We start from the raw sequence: 15,475 nt of genomic DNA on the forward strand, positions 1-15,475 counted from the left end.
CTATCCTCACTCTTCTTTTACTCCTATCTCAAAACGGTACGGAATCCATCCGTATTGACTGGCATTGATGGTATGGTCATTTCCGTCTTCCGGTTCAGGCTTATCCTCCTGCCAGCTATAAATTTCAAGTTCCCGTATATGCTCTGCGCAGTTCTCACAAACTAAATAGCAGCCCTGCTGAATCCAGCTGAGCTGCAGATTAATTCTGTCTATAATTTTAATTTTCTTGTAACTATCTATGAAATTGTATAGACAACCATGCTGGCGTTTATACTTTCTCAGCTCTGTTATAGTTGCCTGGTCAGCGTTGTCTATAAAGACATCCCGTGCGATGCCCCACTGCCTGCCGCATTCATCAAGAAAGTTCACAAATCTTACTACTGTGTCTGACGGCGCCAAGGGATTGCCGAGCATTGCGTTATTGTACACCTGTTCTTCCAGCGTAATTACTTTTCCGCACTCCGTAATTCCCTGAAAAAGCATCGCTATAGTATCTGGGCTTTTCTGGGAGTAGGCAGTATCAAGTCCGGCCGCAAACCTCTTCATTCTGATATTTCCGGCTCTGACTTGCTGTTTCACCCACTCTTTTGTCACTACGTGTTTTGCCCGCTCAAAGTTCGGAAATACAAGCCCTGTTGCTCTGCCCCGAAGCCCTTTGATTTTGTTCTTCCAAATTTTTGTTCCTTTCGGAGTATTGCTGATAATCTTTTCCAGCTTTTCTTTGGTTAAACCCGAATTATGGGTAAAAGAAAAGAACCAATGTACCCATCCAGGTTTCGGTTCTTCTTTTAACTCTGCTATAATCTCCGGTGGTGTTTCTTCCGCCCATTCTGGAAGCGGTCTTGCGCAATTAATGTACTCCTTGTAAATCGGCAAACTTGGATCATCGGGATTCAGCGTTGCCATTAGATAGTCAGACCTCATGGCCGCTTCCCTGACAAAGTCAATGTCCGCCGTGTTGATTTCATCAATGTACAGGCAGCCGTACTGACCGCCCAGTGCATCTTTCCACTTTCGCTTGTTGCCATAGCCTATGACGAATATAATCTTATCTCCGGCAGAAGTGTGGAAAATGATGTGCGGCATCTTGTACTCGCCGGAGCCATTTCCTTTGTATTCTGCCAGCACACCGAAATCGTCTAGTATGCCCAGTTCCTTGTTGATGATGTTCTTTTCAGCAGCACCGGTATCGTCTGCTGCAAGAATGTGCAGTTTCTTTGGAGACTGCGCCACTTTGAGCATGAATTTGAATAAACCCACTGTGGTTTTTCCCGCCGCAGTGGTGCCTTCGAGAAATTCCACAGGGGCGGTGCAGCGGAGGAAGGCTTTGTATTTTGGAGAAAGAATCAAGTGCTCAAATCCCATTACGCCTCCTCTAATTGAGAAATAAGTTTGTCCAGTTTCGACTGTTCCTCTTCAAGGCCAGAAATTTCAACACGATTTTTGAACATTCCCAAGTGTCTTCCAATAAGCTCCAAGGCCTTCAGTTTATCCGCAACTTTGACCTCCCGTTCTATGCCATCATCAAATCGTTTTACCTTCACGGACTGAATTGCCGCGGTATCTTCTGCTACTGCCATTGGTTTTACTGTTGCAGTCTCGGTGTCAATCAAATCAATTGGATTTATAAAAGCTATCTTTGCCAGTTCTCTGATAACCCTGTCTGCATTTACACCTGTTCTTCTTGATCTTTCTGCCATAGCTTTATTTATACGCGAGGCAATGTCAGGTTTTGTTAGGTTTTCTGAGCCAATCTCTTTTGCGCTGGCCGGCGAATATCCGGCTCTGATTGCTGCCTGTGTAGCGTTTAAATCTATCAAGTACTCTTCTACAAAGAGTTTCTGTTTTTTCGTAAGTCCCATCAATCTGCCTCCTTTCATGGTATAAAAATACCCCGGGTCTGAAGGACACCGGAGTACATTCACTCAAATATTCAACTCGAAAATCTCGCCACAATTGCATGACTCATAACATATCATCTCTTTAATTATGATATACTCAGTATTCCTGTTGATTCTGATAATAGCCTTACACAATCTCTTTGATCCAAGCTCCCCTGTTTAAATTGCTCAAACATTTTCAGCAATGTGAAAGTATCTATAATCAAACTTCCATTTCTTTTCGCCAAATTAATCTGTGTTTCATGTATCTCACCTCTTTCCGATAAAGGTTTGTTCCTCTGATAATTCATTATTAACAATGCTTTAGTTTTATCTAAATTGTCTGGATAATCTTCAATATACGACTGATAATGCACATCTAATTGAGATACATTTTCTGACCGGATATTATGGTTTACCCCTTTGATTTCACCTATAAACACATAGCCCATTGCCTCAAATAAGAAGTCTTCATGCTTTTGATCAACAAAATTAGACAAATCGCCTCCTGTCATTTCTTGTAACATCTCAAATACTACTTCCACTAATTCGTCTGATTGAGTGTACAAAATAGATTTGTAGCGGTTATTTCTCGCTAAAACAAGTTCAGCCTCATCTATATTTTTTTTATATTGCTCAATTAGTGCACTATTTTCATTTATCAATTCAAGTTGCTTTTCATCATCAAACATCTTTATTTCCTCAATCCATTCAGGTATAGATTTTTTACTTTCAATTAAGCCAATACCTTGTAAAAAAGCTTGTATATCTTTTTCAGTTTCTAAATTTAATGTTGTGAAAATAAGTTTTCCATCTCTTATCGTAGTTGCTTTTTTACTCCTGTCGGACTTTGTTAATATGTTTTTTGCATCTACCCCATTAAAATAAAAGTCCGCTTCAATCATATGGTTTTCAAAATTAGTCTTAGTCCGTTCATAAAACAAGTCGTGCCATTGTAATCTACTTGATAATGCTTTTAGAATTAATCTCAGTTCTTCTATCATATCTTTTAAAACGCAACTAGCTAGGGGTTCTTCATTCCAAAAATTATACAAAAATTTGATATTCTGTGGTAGAACTACAATAACTTGTGCGCTAGTGCAGTTCTCTATAATTTTATTTATACTTATAAAGTCATTTTGCGCCTTTACTCTGTCCGTATTATTCCCTCTATTTTGCCATATATTTTTATCGTTTAAAAGAATAATATCTATGTCATATGCATCAAAAGATTGTGGTCGGCTAAGACCGGAAATTTCCATTTTAAGCTCTGTCTTCGCTTCAGTTTTCAAATCAAATCTCCCTGCATAGTTCACAATCTGTATCTTCATTGAAACTTTCTCCTTTTTCTTTTAATTATACCTCATCTTAGGTATTTTGCCAACACAAAAGCGCCACCGCTCGGCAGCGCCTTGATGTCAGCAATCATAAAAATAAGGAGATTCACCAGAACGTTAGAGTTGTTAAACTCTTTTACTTTTTCCAGTTTAACTATATCACAAAAAAAGCGGACATAACCGGACATTTTTATTGCTTATCAGAAAAATATTCTCTTACAAGTCTTCTCGCATGGTCCGGCGCAATGAAATTCTGTTCTCCAATTTCTTCCCATTTCATGCAATCTATGAATCTACACCTCATTACTTCTCTCAGCTGCGGATTATCAATACTCTGTACACATCGTTCCACCTTCACCGCCTCTGCCTGAGATTCTTTGATGTTCTTTTCAATTTCCTCTTCAAGAAGCTTTATCATGAGCGGAAGAGTAAACTCCTCTTCAGGCACACCCTCTATCCGGACAGGAATTCCTTTACCCGTTTTATAATCTCTGACCGTATCTCCTACTTCGCCCTGTTCTCTAATGAGCTGCTGTTTTTTTCTCAATCGAGCCAGGCGCTTTTCCTGTCTCTTCACTTCATGCTGCAACCAAAAGTGTCTGCTCAGTTCCTGTTTTGTCATAACTCCCCTCCTCGCACTGCAAAGAAGCCTATTTCCATAGGCTCTGCTGCTCCTCTTCATAGTTGATATACTGTCGGTAATTTTCTTCCCGCTTTTTAGGTTTTCCCTTGTAATACTTCTTGATCCTCGGTTCTTCGTCTATCGATATCATCATGTACTCAAGGTGCTCTAGTCCTGTTATGGGATGCTCAAATCTTCTTACAGTATCCCAATCTATGTAATATCCTTCTCTCGGTTTTGGATCTGCAAACAGCTGTCTCTCGTCCACCTCTTCAATGTTTGGTGTCGGTATAATAAGACCTCTCGAATGACTATACCTGCTTCCAAACGGAGATTCTTTTTCTCTGAAGCTTTTAGAAGTCTCTTTGATTATGTATTCTGCTAATTTATAATAATTGGGATTTTCATCGAATGGTCTTGGCAGGATGTGCCCTTCTTTCCAACATTCTCTAACCATCTCTACTGGGGCATTGGTTATCAGGTGATGGTGGAGCTTGCTGTTTTGCCATTCTGTTGTGACTACCCACTTGAATTTCAGTCCTCTTTTTTTCATGCGATACCTAATTCTTCCCAAACACCGATCCAGTTTTTTCTTTGCTTCCTCCGGCGACGGATTTCCCGCATAGGTCATAGTATCATGCCAGCATGTTTTATCAAAATTCGCATTGATGATTCTTGCCAGCTTTTTAATTGCCATTCTGTCGTTATTCTTTTGTACTTTTTCAGCAGTCACAGTTCTTTTTTTTGCTCTCGGCTCTGTATGGCGTCCACTCGGAACTCTAACTGTCACATCAATCACTCTTCCCGCTATACAGGTCTCTCTGACAACTTTCATCTTTTGCTCCTAACTTTAATACTCTAATCAAGGTTTAAAAGGAGGCTTTCACTCCCTGCTCTGTTTTCCTATAGGTATGCCTGGGACTGCTTTTAGGGCTTGTCCCAGGCTTGTTTCTTCTTATATTTAATGTAGGTTTAAATCAATTCTTCGTTCAGAATGACTTTTAGTCTTTCGACTTCTTCCCTAGTCAGACCAACTCTTCTCTTGGGTGTTCCGTCCGGGGCAAAGGTTCTCACTTCGTAGACCGGCGCTTTGCCGAACCATTCTGCTTTGATGAAATGCTTTACATTGCCTTTCTGGTCTTCTCCGACTACGCCGTAGTCTTCAATGATTTTTACGTTGACTTTCTTTTCCATCTGGATCCTCCTTACTTCATATATATTTGGATATTCAATTCTGTTTTTGCATCTTCCTTTAAACGGGCTAAAATTGATTCAACATTATGTAATAAGTGCATTACTTTTGCAATGCTTTCCTCTGCTTCTTTAATCTGGTGCGGGCTTACGCTTCCGCGTGCAGCACTTAACGTCAGCCTTTGTATTTCTTCGTTCACCTGGCTGGTGGTATATTTCAGTCTCTCAGACCGGTCATATAGCTGTGCTGCGAAAATCATGATTTTCTCTTGGCTGTTCATACTCTCCTCCTTTAAAATGGTACATCGTCTTCAATTGGTTCAAATCCTCGCGGTATCTCCGGCTTAAGCTCTGCCATGCTAGTTTGCTTTGTTTGCTCGCCTTGGGCTCCTTGGTTCTGTCCATTTCTCTGCGGTCTGTCGCCCCACTCTAAAAATTCTACTCTGTCTGCCACAACATCGGTTGTGTAAACAGTGACGCCGTCCTTGTTCTGATAGCTTCCGGTCTGGATTCTACCCTGAACACCGACTAATCTGCCCTTTGCCAGGTACTTCTCGCAGTTCTCTGCCTGCTTGCCGAAAACGGTCACGCGAGGAAAATCTGTCTGCTTCTCACCACCTGCTCTTACAGGTCTGTCAATGGCAACGGTAAAGGTTGCAACTGCCATCTGTGTGCTTGCGGTATATCTGACTTCCGGGTCACGGGTAAGTCTTCCGATTAGAACTACACTATTCATCTTCCTGCCCCTTTTATTGCGCAATTTGTGCAAGCCTTTAATATGCCCGGCATTTTTCGCATTAAGATTCGGGCTTGTCCGGATTCCCAGCAGTCTGCGCCACATATAGGGCATATCGCCGGTTTCCAGTCATCATGCCTTGGTGCAGGTACGTTTTCCTGCAGTGGCATCATCAAAATATTTCCTATCGTCATGTCCTTAAATCCTCTCTATCATCTGCGTCATAATCTGCTTTAGGGCACAGCGCATTTTTTCTGCCTGCTCTGTGTCTTCGGTTTCCATGGTCACAATAGACTCTGCGCAGCTGCCGAATGCTTTCTGCAGCTGGTCAGCGTGAACTTTGAAGGTGGCAACTTCAACATTTGAATTGTTATCCAGTTTACGGGTTAAGCGTTCTATTTCCTCTGCGGCTTCCCTGTTGCTCTCCTGTAAGAGTCGCAGTTCTTCGTCTACCTTCGCTTTAGCTTCCCTCTCTGCTTTTGTCCGTGCCTCCGCTGCTGCCTTTTCTTTCTCTGCGTCTATGGATTCTTTCAGCTTCTTGGACTTTTCTTTTTCCTTGTCCAGCTTGTCCTGCATGTTCTGCAGTTCTTTCTCTTTTTCAGCAAGGATAGCAGGATTCATTTCTGACCGGTTTCTGAGTTCTCCCTTTAGCGTTTCAATCTCCATTTCTAAAACAGTTCTGTCCGTTTGCCATGTGTCTTCGCAAATTACCAGCTCTTCCTCTATTTTCTTCTTTTCCTCTTTGATGCGCTTAATTTCGTCCTTTAATTCTCGTACGCTCATGTCTGGCATTTCGGGGTTTTCCATGACCTTTTCTGCCACCTCTTCCGGCGCTGCTAAGAGTTCCCAAACCTTTGAAATTCCAATATCCGACAACTTGTCGTTTTTGCAGAAAAAGCTGTCTTCATCAGTCATTTTTTCCGCCAGTTTCATCATTCTATTTGCCTTTCTTGTAGAAAAGCATAAATTATTCTCTGCCCAGTCTTCCCACTCTCCATGTTTCAATCTTGACTTGATGACATTCAGCCTCTGCCCTGCTCTGGCGGCAAATTCAAAGCCGAGTCTTCCTAATGCCTCCATCTGATTCCAATAAAGGTTTACTTCCTGACAGAGTTCTTCGTTGGTCTTATCTTCCAGTTCCGTAATTTCTTTAAACTCTACATCTATAATTTCTCCCATGGTTCTTTACGCTGCAGGCGCAGCTGCTCCTTTCTTCATTTTGTTCAAAATATCTTTCTTCCACTGCTCAATAAACGCTTCAACCTCCGGGGGATATGCACAGTTGTGATTGCCACGACACTGAACAATCTTCCTTTCCCAGTTCAGTTCAAGGGTAAAATATGGCTTGTCCGGTTCGTTTATCTTGCGAATGAATAAAATAGCACATCTTTTTTTGCATACTCTATCAACATAGGTTCTAACGCAATGATTGAGTGCCTGGCTCTCCTTGTGTAATTCCTCTATGGATACCGCTGACCTTATCAATAAATCTCCGCACTGATATGCCTCTTCTGCATAAATGCTTTTCATGCCGACCGCAAAGTCTTCCTTTTTCTTTTTATCTTTTTCTATAGCGACTTGCATCGAGGTCTTCTCGTGGGCTTTCTGAAGATTCTTTGGTCTAAGTACGCGCTTATCTTTCATGTCATAGCCAAGTGAATTGCATTCTCTGAGATAATCTGCATAGATTCCCATATCATTATTTCCGCCCTGCTTTTCCAGATATTTCACCGCACTGTCAAGGGATATGTATTTTTCAATTTCCTTTATATTTTCTTTCCTTCCCCAATATCCAAAAAGATCTAACTGACTAAAATTAACCTTCGGGTAGACTTTCTGAATCTCTCGATATTTCTTCAGTGTCTGCATCGTGCCTCCAGCAGTTCTAAAGTCTCTGATTTCTTTTGCGTTCATCTTTAGTGTCTTTCGCAAGTCTTTTGCTCTCCAGTTGATATACCTGCATCTGCCCCCGCTTGCCCGAGCACCAACCAGCTTTTCAAATCCGGCTTTTTCTAGAATCTCAATGCTGGGATACTTCAGGAAATTTGACAGGTAGCCGATAATTCCATATGGGTTTTCTGGATCCTCCCACCCTTTGATGCGCATGTCTGTATTAGCATATTTCAAGTCTGTTCCAAGTCCGTCAATATGTGATGTATGTGTCACCGTTTTTTTATAGCGGCTCATTTTATTGCTGTTCCACATGCCACATTCCGGATTCGGCAATTTTATTTCCTTTCGCTTCTCCCAGTATTCCGAATTCCAGTATCCTACTGGAATGCACTTATAATATGCCTGGCTTTCTTTGCAGAATCTGTACTGTGCTGATGCCCAAAAAGAAACGCTGGGCATGCTAGTACTTTCTGTGTAATCAATCTGATATTCGTCCAGCTGGGCATAGGTAACTCTGCCATACTTTCTAAACCAAAGTACCCGCCCGTACTCTGTGATATTCTTTCGCCCATACTGGGCAGCCTTTCCGATTGCTTTTTCTCCGCAAAACGGACAGTAGGTCTCAGCATTATGTTTGTATACGCCTTCTGCCAGATTTGACAATTTGCCGATTTTTCCACAGCAGGTGCAGCGCACCTTGTCCTGTTTTTGGTCAAAGATTACGTAGGTATAGTCAGCAGTTGCCAATATAAACTCCTTTAAATCTGCAGGTCTTCTGATGTTGTAAGGCGGTTTTGTTCTTACTTCCATGTCAGCCTCCTATAACAGGTCGGTTATGTCTATGACACTTCCAGCAGTTTTCTTTAAATCCGAATCTGTAATCTCATAATAGTCTCTGATGATTTCAAATCCTTCCTCATTGGGGATATATGCACAGCCGTTTTTCTGCCTGCTCCTGGCCACTTCCTTCATCTTCTTGAAGCAGTCTTCCAGCGTCTTGTCCTCTTTCAGGATTTTTTCTGCAACTGCGTCGTTGCAAATGGATGTCAGATATTCCTCAAAAGGGATCAGGTAGTCCTTTCCTTCGCATTCCGCTGTAAGCTTGGCGATGGCTTCATCTGTTTTCTTGCTCATTTCTTCCTCCTAATTTCAGCATATACATAACCTGCTGCAGTTCGCCGTAGGTCATGTGCTTTTCTTTAGCCAGCTGGTTCTTTTCTGTTAAAGATAGTTCTTCCCACATGTGGCAGGCGGTTTCAACTGCTACTCGGAAGTCCGCAAGAAAGCGCTGTACGTTTTCCACCGGCACCCTGATGGCACCTGTGGTTGTTACGATAGCAATTTCTCTTGGACTTATCGCAAAGCAGCGGCTTCTTCCGCTTTGCATCACCTCACAGCCTGCCTCTTTTGCAGCTTTTTCAAATTCTTTTAAATTGATTTTTTGATTTAGATTCATTGCTTTTTCTCCGTTTTTATGGTAAATTAGGAGTAGGTATTGCAGTACCTACTCAATGACTGGACTTGCTTCGGCAAGTCTTTTTCTTTTGGAAACAGGTTTCGTTGCCGCATGGCCAGCGACCGCGCCTGCGGTAACCTACGTGCAAAGGGCACGCCGGACAGCGCCGGATCCGGTGCCATAGTTTCTTAATTATGTTCATGTCGTTTTCTCCATTCTTCTTCTACTTCTTCCAGTATGCCGGCACATTCCAGTCCCGTTTTGAAAGCCCATAGCTTCTCTTTTGCGATTGTCTCTTCATGGATGCTTGCTATAGTTGGGCTTTCCTCGCAATCGTCCTGTGCTTTTCTCAGTGACTCTTTCATGATTTGATAGTGTTCTGCGGCCAGTCCAATGTCTTTCATCATTTCCTCCTATCTGCAGCCGGCGCCATAAAGGAGCAGCCACAATGTGATGAGCGGCGCCGCTGTCAGTGCCAATGCGCACGCCGCGTATATGTAAGTTATCACACTATATGTCATTGCCAGCTTTTTTAGTTTCTTCATCTCGTTTTCTCTCCCATTCTCTTTTCTGTCCCCGGAGCCAGCTTACTTCTCGCTCGATTTTCTCAGCAATCCAAGGCTTGTTATCCCGATAAAAGTGCTCCGCCTGTCGCTCTTTGATTTCAATCTGTCTGCGCAGTTTATCGATTTCTCCGTCGTAGTCTGGCCTAGGATTGTAGATGTAGTACCTGCAGTGCAGGCCCATCGGAGACGGATTATAATATCCGCACTCCCGGCAGCACCTGATGCAAACCGGCTTTCCATCGTACTGTGGACAGCACCGGCCCTCTCGGTAGTCAAAATTTCCACATTTCGGACAAGGTATCATCTCGGAATCAACTCCTCTATGTAGTTGCGGCCGATTAGGCGCATCCAACTCTGCAGAGCATCTTCTTCTCTTTCTCCCTCATCCATTAGGCGGTCAATGTATGCTCGTTCATAGGTTGACCTCCATTTCTGGTTCTCTGCCTTTGCCCAGGGCGTGATGTTGTCTTGAAGCTCCCGGTGCTTCTCCGGGCAAATGTCCACTTGGAAACCATACTCAATGCTGATTTGCCGGTTCGGTCTTCCGGGGAATACCTCATGGCGTTCGGCATACGGTCGTCCGGTATAGAAACAGATCCGCTCCGGCTTGTCCTTGTAGCCGTTGTATTTTTTCTTCTCCCGGGAAGCACGCTCCATCTGCTCTGCTGCGTAGCGATAGTATTTGTCATCAATCATGCCTCTGCCTGTTCCTCTCTGGTTGTGGTTCGCTTTACTTTGTACTTTTCACCTGCATCCCAAATCGTCACTTTTGAACTTCCAAAGTCAAAGACAGCTTTAAGGCAGTTGCCGTCAACGATTTCAGAGGCTGCCCGCTTTAACAGTTTCACCTGCTCTTCTGCCAGCTGAGACAGTGCTTTCCCCTCGTTTTTCCTTGCTATAAAGTTGATGTTCGCCATCAGCCGTGCTTTAACTTCTTCCAGCTTCGCGCCGCCGCAGGCGCATTCATTGCTGACTCTTTCGTCAGCGGCTTCCTGGCTTTCTTCTATGATCGGTTTCATGTTGCCGCAGTACTTACATGTACCCTGGTATGTATCCATCAGTAGACCTCCTTTACAATTGCCTTTAATATGGCGCCATTGCTGTATCCTGTTACCAGTAGCTTTTTAGCGCCGCCTGTCTCCCAGGCGATTCCAACATATTCGTCATAAACTTCGCCGGCTTCATCCTGCATATCAAACTTGTATATGAGGCTGTCCACCATGCTATTTTTGTCCAGGCTTAAAAGCGTTTCTATTCCCCTGACAAAGCGTGACTTTTCTTCAATCATCTGCACTGTCTCTGCTCTCATTCTTCCTCCTTTGGTTTAGCTGGGTTATAACGAACTCGCGCGACGGCGTCTTTACTCCTTGTAAAATCTCATCAAGGTGGCGTCGCTGTGCTTCCATCTGCAGCTGGCACGGTTCTTTTTCTTCCGTCGTTTCTTCTCTTCGAGGCGCCGGCACTTGTCCAACTTTCTTCCGGCGCCGGCGATGTGATTTTCTTGGCATGCGTCACCTCCTTGGGTTCAGCAAAATCTGCGAAATTACCTTATTCACATTCTCCCGCAGCTTCTGCTTTTCTTCCTCAGTCTTATCTGCGTAAGCTGCATCATTAAACCTTATAATCACGCCCTTGGCGGTCTTGTACTCTTTTATGATTGCCATATTATGTACCTCATTTAATTCATACAGCTTTACGGTTTGTCCTATGCTTCAAATCACAGAGTTGCCCGCATCAATATCACGCAATCCCGATGCAACATATTCCGTTATTTTCAGAAATTCCGTTTAGCTTTTACTTTCCTCTTCAAATTCTCGCATTTATGCGAGTTTCTTTCCAAAAAAAATTTCATATGCTTCATTTGCATCTAACTTCAATAACTTGCTAATTCTTTGTGCTTCATCAACCGAAAAACTTTTCTTTTTCAGTTTTCTATAAAACGTCGATTCTGCCATTCCTAATTCTTCGGCAAATGTTTTATTTTCATATCCAGCACGTTTTACGAATTCAATTAGCCTATCTGTATTCATTTGTACTCCTTTCTAGCATTTATGCGAGTTTTGTTTTTATATTACTATCATTCATGCCAGTTGTCAACAGATAATCGCAAATCTGCAAGTTTTTCTATTTTCACTTGCAAATTTGCAAGTCATGTTGTATATTATAACTAAACCAAATGGGAGATATGAAAATATGGATATTGGAAAAAGAATAAAGGCACGCAGAAAAGAATTAGGTTTATCTGCGGAAGAGGTGGCGGAAAGAATGGGGGTCTCCGCTGCCACCGTCTATAGATATGAGTCAAACTATATTTCTAATATGGGTGTAGATAAGCTCACACCAATTGCTACAGCTCTAAAAACCAGCGAAGCTTACCTTATGGGTTGGACGAATAATAAATCCGAAATTGACAATCCCTCTGATCTTACCGACGCAGAACAACAGCTACTCGAAAAATACCGAAAACTGAATCCGGAAGGTCGAGCAAAATTGCTGGATTATGCCATCGATCTAGTTGTCGGTGGTCGATATGCTTAATTTTTTAAGGAAGGATTATACTATGGCTCTATTTAAGAAAAACAAAACTGAAAACATTATGGAAAAATATAGCACATCAAATATGCCAAAGTGCAACTGTGATGGCTGCCCAAAACAAGATACTTGTCAATATGGTCATGTGATTACCGATTATTTTGACGGTTCTAGGCTTTCGCTTGCAGATAAATATATGCTTCTCGACACTTCTGAGCCGGAAGCACCTAAAGGTATTGCCACTTTGGAACAATGTCACGATGTTCGGAAGTTAAAAAAACTAAATAGGGAATGTTTGCAAGAAACCCTCGAATATCTGGTTCAACTACGACAATATTATTATGACTATGGCAAATGTGGTTCAGCCTATTATCGATTTATGAATATGTCAGGTGAACTTCAATTAGTAAAGCAAGCACTAAAAGAACTTAATTCTTCTAAGTGAAGACTTACAAAAGTATCTAATTATGAAAGAATTCTCGTTCGGAATTGCAAGGCATTTTAACACTGAAGATGAAATCATTAGTAAACCGGTTAATATTATTGGCAAAGTTGTCGAGCTGAGAGCGAAATTTTAGAAAATACGATTATAAAAAAGAAAAACAGTCTTCAAAAATTTGAAAACTGTTGAAATTACTTATGACAGCCTATTAAGTATACTACCTTTGTGCTGTTTATGCAAGAAAAAAATCAAAATTGGAATTTATTTACATTGACAATCTGAGAGATTTCGCATATACTATGTACTAACAGAAGCTCCCACACCTCTCAACGATGTGTCAAATGGGAGCACATTTATTTTTTGGAGAAGCTATGAAACTAAAAGAAGCAACTACTTTTGAGGAACAAATTGAATTACTCGAACAAAAGAATATCCTCATAGACAATCGCGAGCAGTGCCTTAATCTGTTGAAAAGAATTAACTACTATAGACTGTCTGCTTATTATTTGCCGTATAAAGGTCCTGACGGGAAATGCATTTACAACATTCCCTTTTCACAAATTGCAGAAATTTATGAGTTTGACAAAGAACTCCGAAAGTTAATTCTGTCTACCGTTGAGCAGATTGAAATCTTTCTCAGAACACAAATGGCTTATTATCACGTACATAAATATGGGCCCGATGGCTATATGTCCCCAAAGGTGTACAACAAAAAACACAATCACGCCCTTTTCTCTAAACATGTTACATCATGTATAAACGAAAACAGCAAGACTCTCATCGTGCAGCACCATATGCAAAAATACAATGGCAAGTTTCCACTATGGGTGATTATTGAATTTTTCTCAATTGGAATGCTCTCTCACTTTTATCGGGGAATGAGTAATCCGGATAAAGCAGCACTAGCCAAGTCTCTCTATGGTGTAAATTATCAAACTATGGATAGTTGGTTGCGTTGTTTAACAGATTTAAGAAATAGATGTGCTCACTATTCAAGATTGTACTACGTAAAATTCCCTGCAATACCAAAAATGCCAAAAGGGGAGAGTTATACGCCTACTCGCAGACTTTTTGCACAATTTTATATGCTGAAATTGATGTACCCTGAAAAAGATAAGTGGAATGATGATGTTTTAAAACAATTAGATAAGCTGATGAAAAAATACAAGCCGTACATCAGCAAAAACCACCTTGATTTTCCTTACCGTTGGAAATCATTACTAACCATAAAGTAACCCTTTAGGAGGTATCCCATGCACACCAACCTCTCAAACGGCCTATACTCCATCTACCTCCGTAAATCCCGCGAGGACATGGAAGCGGAGCTGCACGGCGAAGGTGACACCCTGCTGCGTCATGAGCGCCGGCTAATGGAGCTTGCCAAGAAAATGAATTTGAATATTGGCCAGGTTTACCGGGAAATCGTTTCCGGTGAATCTATCGACGCCCGCCCGGAAGTCAAGAAGCTGATTCGCGATGTGGAACAAGGCAAATGGAAGGGTGTTCTTGTGGTGGAAGTAGAAAGGCTTGCCCGCGGCGACACCCTGGATCAGGGTATCATTGCCAGGGCCTTTACAATCTCCGGTACCAAGATTATCACACCGCTGAAAATCTACGACCCGGCAAACCCTTCCGACATGGAATACTTCGAGTTCGGCCTCTTCATGAGCCGCAGAGAATATGCCACCATCAACCGCAGAATCCAAGACGGCAGAAAGATTTCCACCATAGAAGGCAAATGGATTTACGGCGATGCCCCTTACGGCTATGAGCGCATTAAAATCTCAAACGATAAAGGCTACACGCTGAAACCTCTCGAGGAAGAAGCGGCAGCCGTTCTTTTGATGTATCAGTGGTATGCGAACGAGCATATTGGCTCCTATACCATTTCAATCCGTCTCGATGAGCGCGGGTACCGCAACCGGCGGGGCGAAAAATTTTCACCCTCCTCAATTCGTGATATCCTGAAAAATCCGGTCTACGCCGGATATGTAACCTGGGGCAAGCGCCCGGAGGTCAAACAGATTGAAGATGGTCACGTCGTAAAAAAGAGAATCCAGGGCGGCCCCGAAATGATTCTGAAGCGCGGGCTTCACGATGCCATTATTCCGCAGGAACTTTTTGACGCTGCGCAGGCAGTTCGCTCCACAAGAGCAGTCAGACCTAATAACTTTGTCTCAGGCAGCCTGCAGAACCCGCTGGCCGGCATTGTTTGCTGTGCGTGCTGTGGGCACACTATGCGCCGACAGAAAGATAATAAAGGCACCGACCGTTACCGCCTTGTCTGCAACACGGTCCGCTGTGAGAATATCTCAAGCCGCTTTGACCTTGTGGAAGACGCCGTCATCGACGCCCTGCAGGCATGGACCGATAACTATATCCTGAAATTGGAAAAGCATACGAAAGAAACAGATACCTTTGAGGAAGATTTAGAGCGCCTGAAAAACGAGCGTACCACGCTGGAATCCCAGAAAGGGAAACTCTTTGATTTTCTGGAACGCGGCATCTATGATGAGGATACCTTCATCGAGCGAAACAAAAATCTGGCCGGCCGCATCGAAGAGGTGCAGCAGCACATTGAAAATCTGATTGCCCGCCATCAGGAGCAGGCTGCGCAGATGAGCACAGAAGAATTTATAAAACAGGTGCAGCACGTCCAGGACGCTTACGGCAGCTGCAGTACCAATGAAGAGAAAAACATGCTTCTGAAGAGCATTTTCAAGAGAATTGACTATGTCAAAAAAGAAAAAGGCCCGGGAAAAGAAACCGCCTTTAGCCTTGATTTCTACCCGGTTGTGGATTTTTCGCGCCATTGACATT

26 protein-coding genes are annotated in these 15,475 nt (G+C 42.7%); 5 read left to right on the top strand and 21 right to left on the bottom strand.

Annotated elements, in window-relative coordinates; genetic code table 11:
* Positions 1-6 precede the first annotated feature (6 nt).
* The 12 genes from D1155_RS07960 to D1155_RS08015 all read right to left on the bottom strand — a co-directional run bounded on the left by D1155_RS07960 (position 7) and on the right by D1155_RS08015 (position 9,115).
* On the bottom strand, positions 7-1,365 hold the full coding sequence (locus D1155_RS07960) for a terminase (protein ID WP_160201863.1): 1,359 nt from the start codon (positions 1,363-1,365) through the stop codon (positions 7-9).
* Positions 1,365-1,862 carry a terminase small subunit gene (locus D1155_RS07965; protein WP_160201864.1) on the bottom strand — a complete coding sequence of 166 codons (498 nt, stop codon included), beginning with the start codon at positions 1,860-1,862 and terminating at the stop codon, positions 1,365-1,367. The genes D1155_RS07960 and D1155_RS07965 overlap by 1 nt, the downstream gene beginning before the upstream one ends.
* 125 nt (positions 1,863-1,987) lie before the next feature.
* Complete coding sequence (locus tag D1155_RS07970; RefSeq protein ID WP_160201865.1) at positions 1,988-3,211, bottom strand: hypothetical protein; 1,224 nt, start codon at positions 3,209-3,211, stop codon at positions 1,988-1,990.
* A 196-nt stretch (positions 3,212-3,407) separates the two neighbouring features.
* Positions 3,408-3,839, bottom strand: a complete 432-nt coding sequence (locus D1155_RS07975; RefSeq protein WP_160201866.1) for a hypothetical protein — start codon at positions 3,837-3,839, stop codon at positions 3,408-3,410.
* A 28-nt stretch (positions 3,840-3,867) separates the two neighbouring features.
* Positions 3,868-4,674: a hypothetical protein gene (locus D1155_RS07980; protein ID WP_160201867.1), complete on the bottom strand. Its 807-nt coding sequence runs from the start codon at positions 4,672-4,674 to the stop codon at positions 3,868-3,870.
* A 137-nt stretch (positions 4,675-4,811) separates the two neighbouring features.
* Entirely contained in the window at positions 4,812-5,033 is a 222-nt protein-coding gene (locus D1155_RS07985; RefSeq protein ID WP_160201868.1) for a hypothetical protein, read from the bottom strand.
* An 11-nt stretch (positions 5,034-5,044) separates the two neighbouring features.
* Positions 5,045-5,311 (bottom strand): hypothetical protein, encoded by a 267-nt coding sequence (locus tag D1155_RS07990; protein ID WP_160201869.1) that lies wholly within the window; start codon positions 5,309-5,311, stop codon positions 5,045-5,047.
* Positions 5,312-5,322: 11 nt separating this feature from the next.
* Positions 5,323-5,766, bottom strand: coding sequence for a single-stranded DNA-binding protein (locus D1155_RS07995; RefSeq protein ID WP_160201870.1), 444 nt, complete (start codon positions 5,764-5,766; stop codon positions 5,323-5,325).
* A 198-nt stretch (positions 5,767-5,964) separates the two neighbouring features.
* Positions 5,965-6,945 carry a DUF3102 domain-containing protein gene (locus D1155_RS08000; RefSeq protein WP_160201871.1) on the bottom strand — a complete coding sequence of 327 codons (981 nt, stop codon included), beginning with the start codon at positions 6,943-6,945 and terminating at the stop codon, positions 5,965-5,967.
* A 6-nt stretch (positions 6,946-6,951) separates the two neighbouring features.
* On the bottom strand, positions 6,952-8,469 hold the full coding sequence (locus D1155_RS08005) for a PcfJ domain-containing protein (RefSeq protein WP_160201872.1): 1,518 nt from the start codon (positions 8,467-8,469) through the stop codon (positions 6,952-6,954).
* 9 nt (positions 8,470-8,478) lie between these two features.
* Entirely contained in the window at positions 8,479-8,793 is a 315-nt protein-coding gene (locus D1155_RS08010) for a Cas9 inhibitor AcrIIA9 family protein (protein ID WP_160201873.1), read from the bottom strand.
* Positions 8,774-9,115: a hypothetical protein gene (locus tag D1155_RS08015; RefSeq protein WP_160201874.1), complete on the bottom strand. Its 342-nt coding sequence runs from the start codon at positions 9,113-9,115 to the stop codon at positions 8,774-8,776. The genes D1155_RS08010 and D1155_RS08015 overlap by 20 nt, the downstream gene beginning before the upstream one ends.
* A gap of 55 nt (positions 9,116-9,170) precedes the next feature.
* Here D1155_RS08015 and D1155_RS15970 point away from each other — a divergent pair, with 55 nt between their 5' ends.
* Positions 9,171-9,299, top strand: a complete 129-nt coding sequence (locus tag D1155_RS15970; RefSeq protein ID WP_279261630.1) for a hypothetical protein — start codon at positions 9,171-9,173, stop codon at positions 9,297-9,299.
* Between the two features lie 4 nt (positions 9,300-9,303).
* Here the strand turns inward: D1155_RS15970 and D1155_RS08020 are convergent, their stop codons facing one another.
* The 9 genes from D1155_RS08020 to D1155_RS08055 all read right to left on the bottom strand — a co-directional run bounded on the left by D1155_RS08020 (position 9,304) and on the right by D1155_RS08055 (position 11,711).
* The gene (locus D1155_RS08020; protein ID WP_160201875.1) at positions 9,304-9,519 is read right to left on the bottom strand and encodes a hypothetical protein; all 216 of its coding nucleotides are present in this window, start codon (positions 9,517-9,519) and stop codon (positions 9,304-9,306) included.
* Positions 9,520-9,528: 9 nt separating this feature from the next.
* On the bottom strand, positions 9,529-9,660 hold the full coding sequence (locus D1155_RS15975; RefSeq protein ID WP_279261631.1) for a hypothetical protein: 132 nt from the start codon (positions 9,658-9,660) through the stop codon (positions 9,529-9,531).
* Positions 9,626-9,985: a hypothetical protein gene (locus tag D1155_RS08025; protein ID WP_160201876.1), complete on the bottom strand. Its 360-nt coding sequence runs from the start codon at positions 9,983-9,985 to the stop codon at positions 9,626-9,628. The genes D1155_RS15975 and D1155_RS08025 overlap by 35 nt, the downstream gene beginning before the upstream one ends.
* Positions 9,982-10,377, bottom strand: coding sequence for a hypothetical protein (locus D1155_RS08030; protein WP_160201877.1), 396 nt, complete (start codon positions 10,375-10,377; stop codon positions 9,982-9,984). Before D1155_RS08030 ends, D1155_RS08025 begins: the two co-directional genes overlap by 4 nt.
* Positions 10,374-10,739 carry a hypothetical protein gene (locus tag D1155_RS08035; RefSeq protein ID WP_160201878.1) on the bottom strand — a complete coding sequence of 122 codons (366 nt, stop codon included), beginning with the start codon at positions 10,737-10,739 and terminating at the stop codon, positions 10,374-10,376. Before D1155_RS08035 ends, D1155_RS08030 begins: the two co-directional genes overlap by 4 nt.
* Complete coding sequence (locus D1155_RS08040; RefSeq protein WP_160201879.1) at positions 10,739-10,990, bottom strand: hypothetical protein; 252 nt, start codon at positions 10,988-10,990, stop codon at positions 10,739-10,741. The genes D1155_RS08035 and D1155_RS08040 overlap by 1 nt, the downstream gene beginning before the upstream one ends.
* The gene (locus D1155_RS08045) at positions 10,962-11,189 is read right to left on the bottom strand and encodes a hypothetical protein (RefSeq protein ID WP_160201880.1); all 228 of its coding nucleotides are present in this window, start codon (positions 11,187-11,189) and stop codon (positions 10,962-10,964) included. Before D1155_RS08045 ends, D1155_RS08040 begins: the two co-directional genes overlap by 29 nt.
* 3 nt (positions 11,190-11,192) lie before the next feature.
* A complete protein-coding gene (locus D1155_RS08050; RefSeq protein WP_160201881.1) occupies positions 11,193-11,345 on the bottom strand; it encodes a hypothetical protein in 153 nt (50 codons plus the stop codon).
* A 156-nt stretch (positions 11,346-11,501) separates the two neighbouring features.
* A complete protein-coding gene (locus D1155_RS08055) occupies positions 11,502-11,711 on the bottom strand; it encodes an antitoxin Xre-like helix-turn-helix domain-containing protein (RefSeq protein WP_160201882.1) in 210 nt (69 codons plus the stop codon).
* A gap of 163 nt (positions 11,712-11,874) precedes the next feature.
* Here D1155_RS08055 and D1155_RS08060 point away from each other — a divergent pair, with 163 nt between their 5' ends.
* The 4 genes from D1155_RS08060 (at position 11,875) to D1155_RS08075 (ending at position 15,471) form a co-directional block, all read left to right on the top strand.
* Positions 11,875-12,219 carry a helix-turn-helix transcriptional regulator gene (locus D1155_RS08060; protein WP_160201883.1) on the top strand — a complete coding sequence of 115 codons (345 nt, stop codon included), beginning with the start codon at positions 11,875-11,877 and terminating at the stop codon, positions 12,217-12,219.
* Positions 12,220-12,241: 22 nt separating this feature from the next.
* Positions 12,242-12,658, top strand: a complete 417-nt coding sequence (locus D1155_RS08065; protein WP_160201884.1) for a hypothetical protein — start codon at positions 12,242-12,244, stop codon at positions 12,656-12,658.
* Between the two features lie 368 nt (positions 12,659-13,026).
* The gene (locus D1155_RS08070) at positions 13,027-13,890 is read left to right on the top strand and encodes an Abi family protein (protein ID WP_160201885.1); all 864 of its coding nucleotides are present in this window, start codon (positions 13,027-13,029) and stop codon (positions 13,888-13,890) included.
* 18 nt (positions 13,891-13,908) lie between these two features.
* Positions 13,909-15,471 carry a recombinase family protein gene (locus D1155_RS08075; protein WP_160201886.1) on the top strand — a complete coding sequence of 521 codons (1,563 nt, stop codon included), beginning with the start codon at positions 13,909-13,911 and terminating at the stop codon, positions 15,469-15,471.
* The last annotated feature ends 4 nt before the right edge of the window (positions 15,472-15,475 follow it).

It is taken from the genome of Anaerotruncus sp. 80, assembly GCF_009936115.1.
In the GTDB taxonomy this organism is placed as follows: Bacteria; Bacillota; Clostridia; order Peptostreptococcales; family Anaerovoracaceae; genus Senimuribacter; species Senimuribacter intestinalis.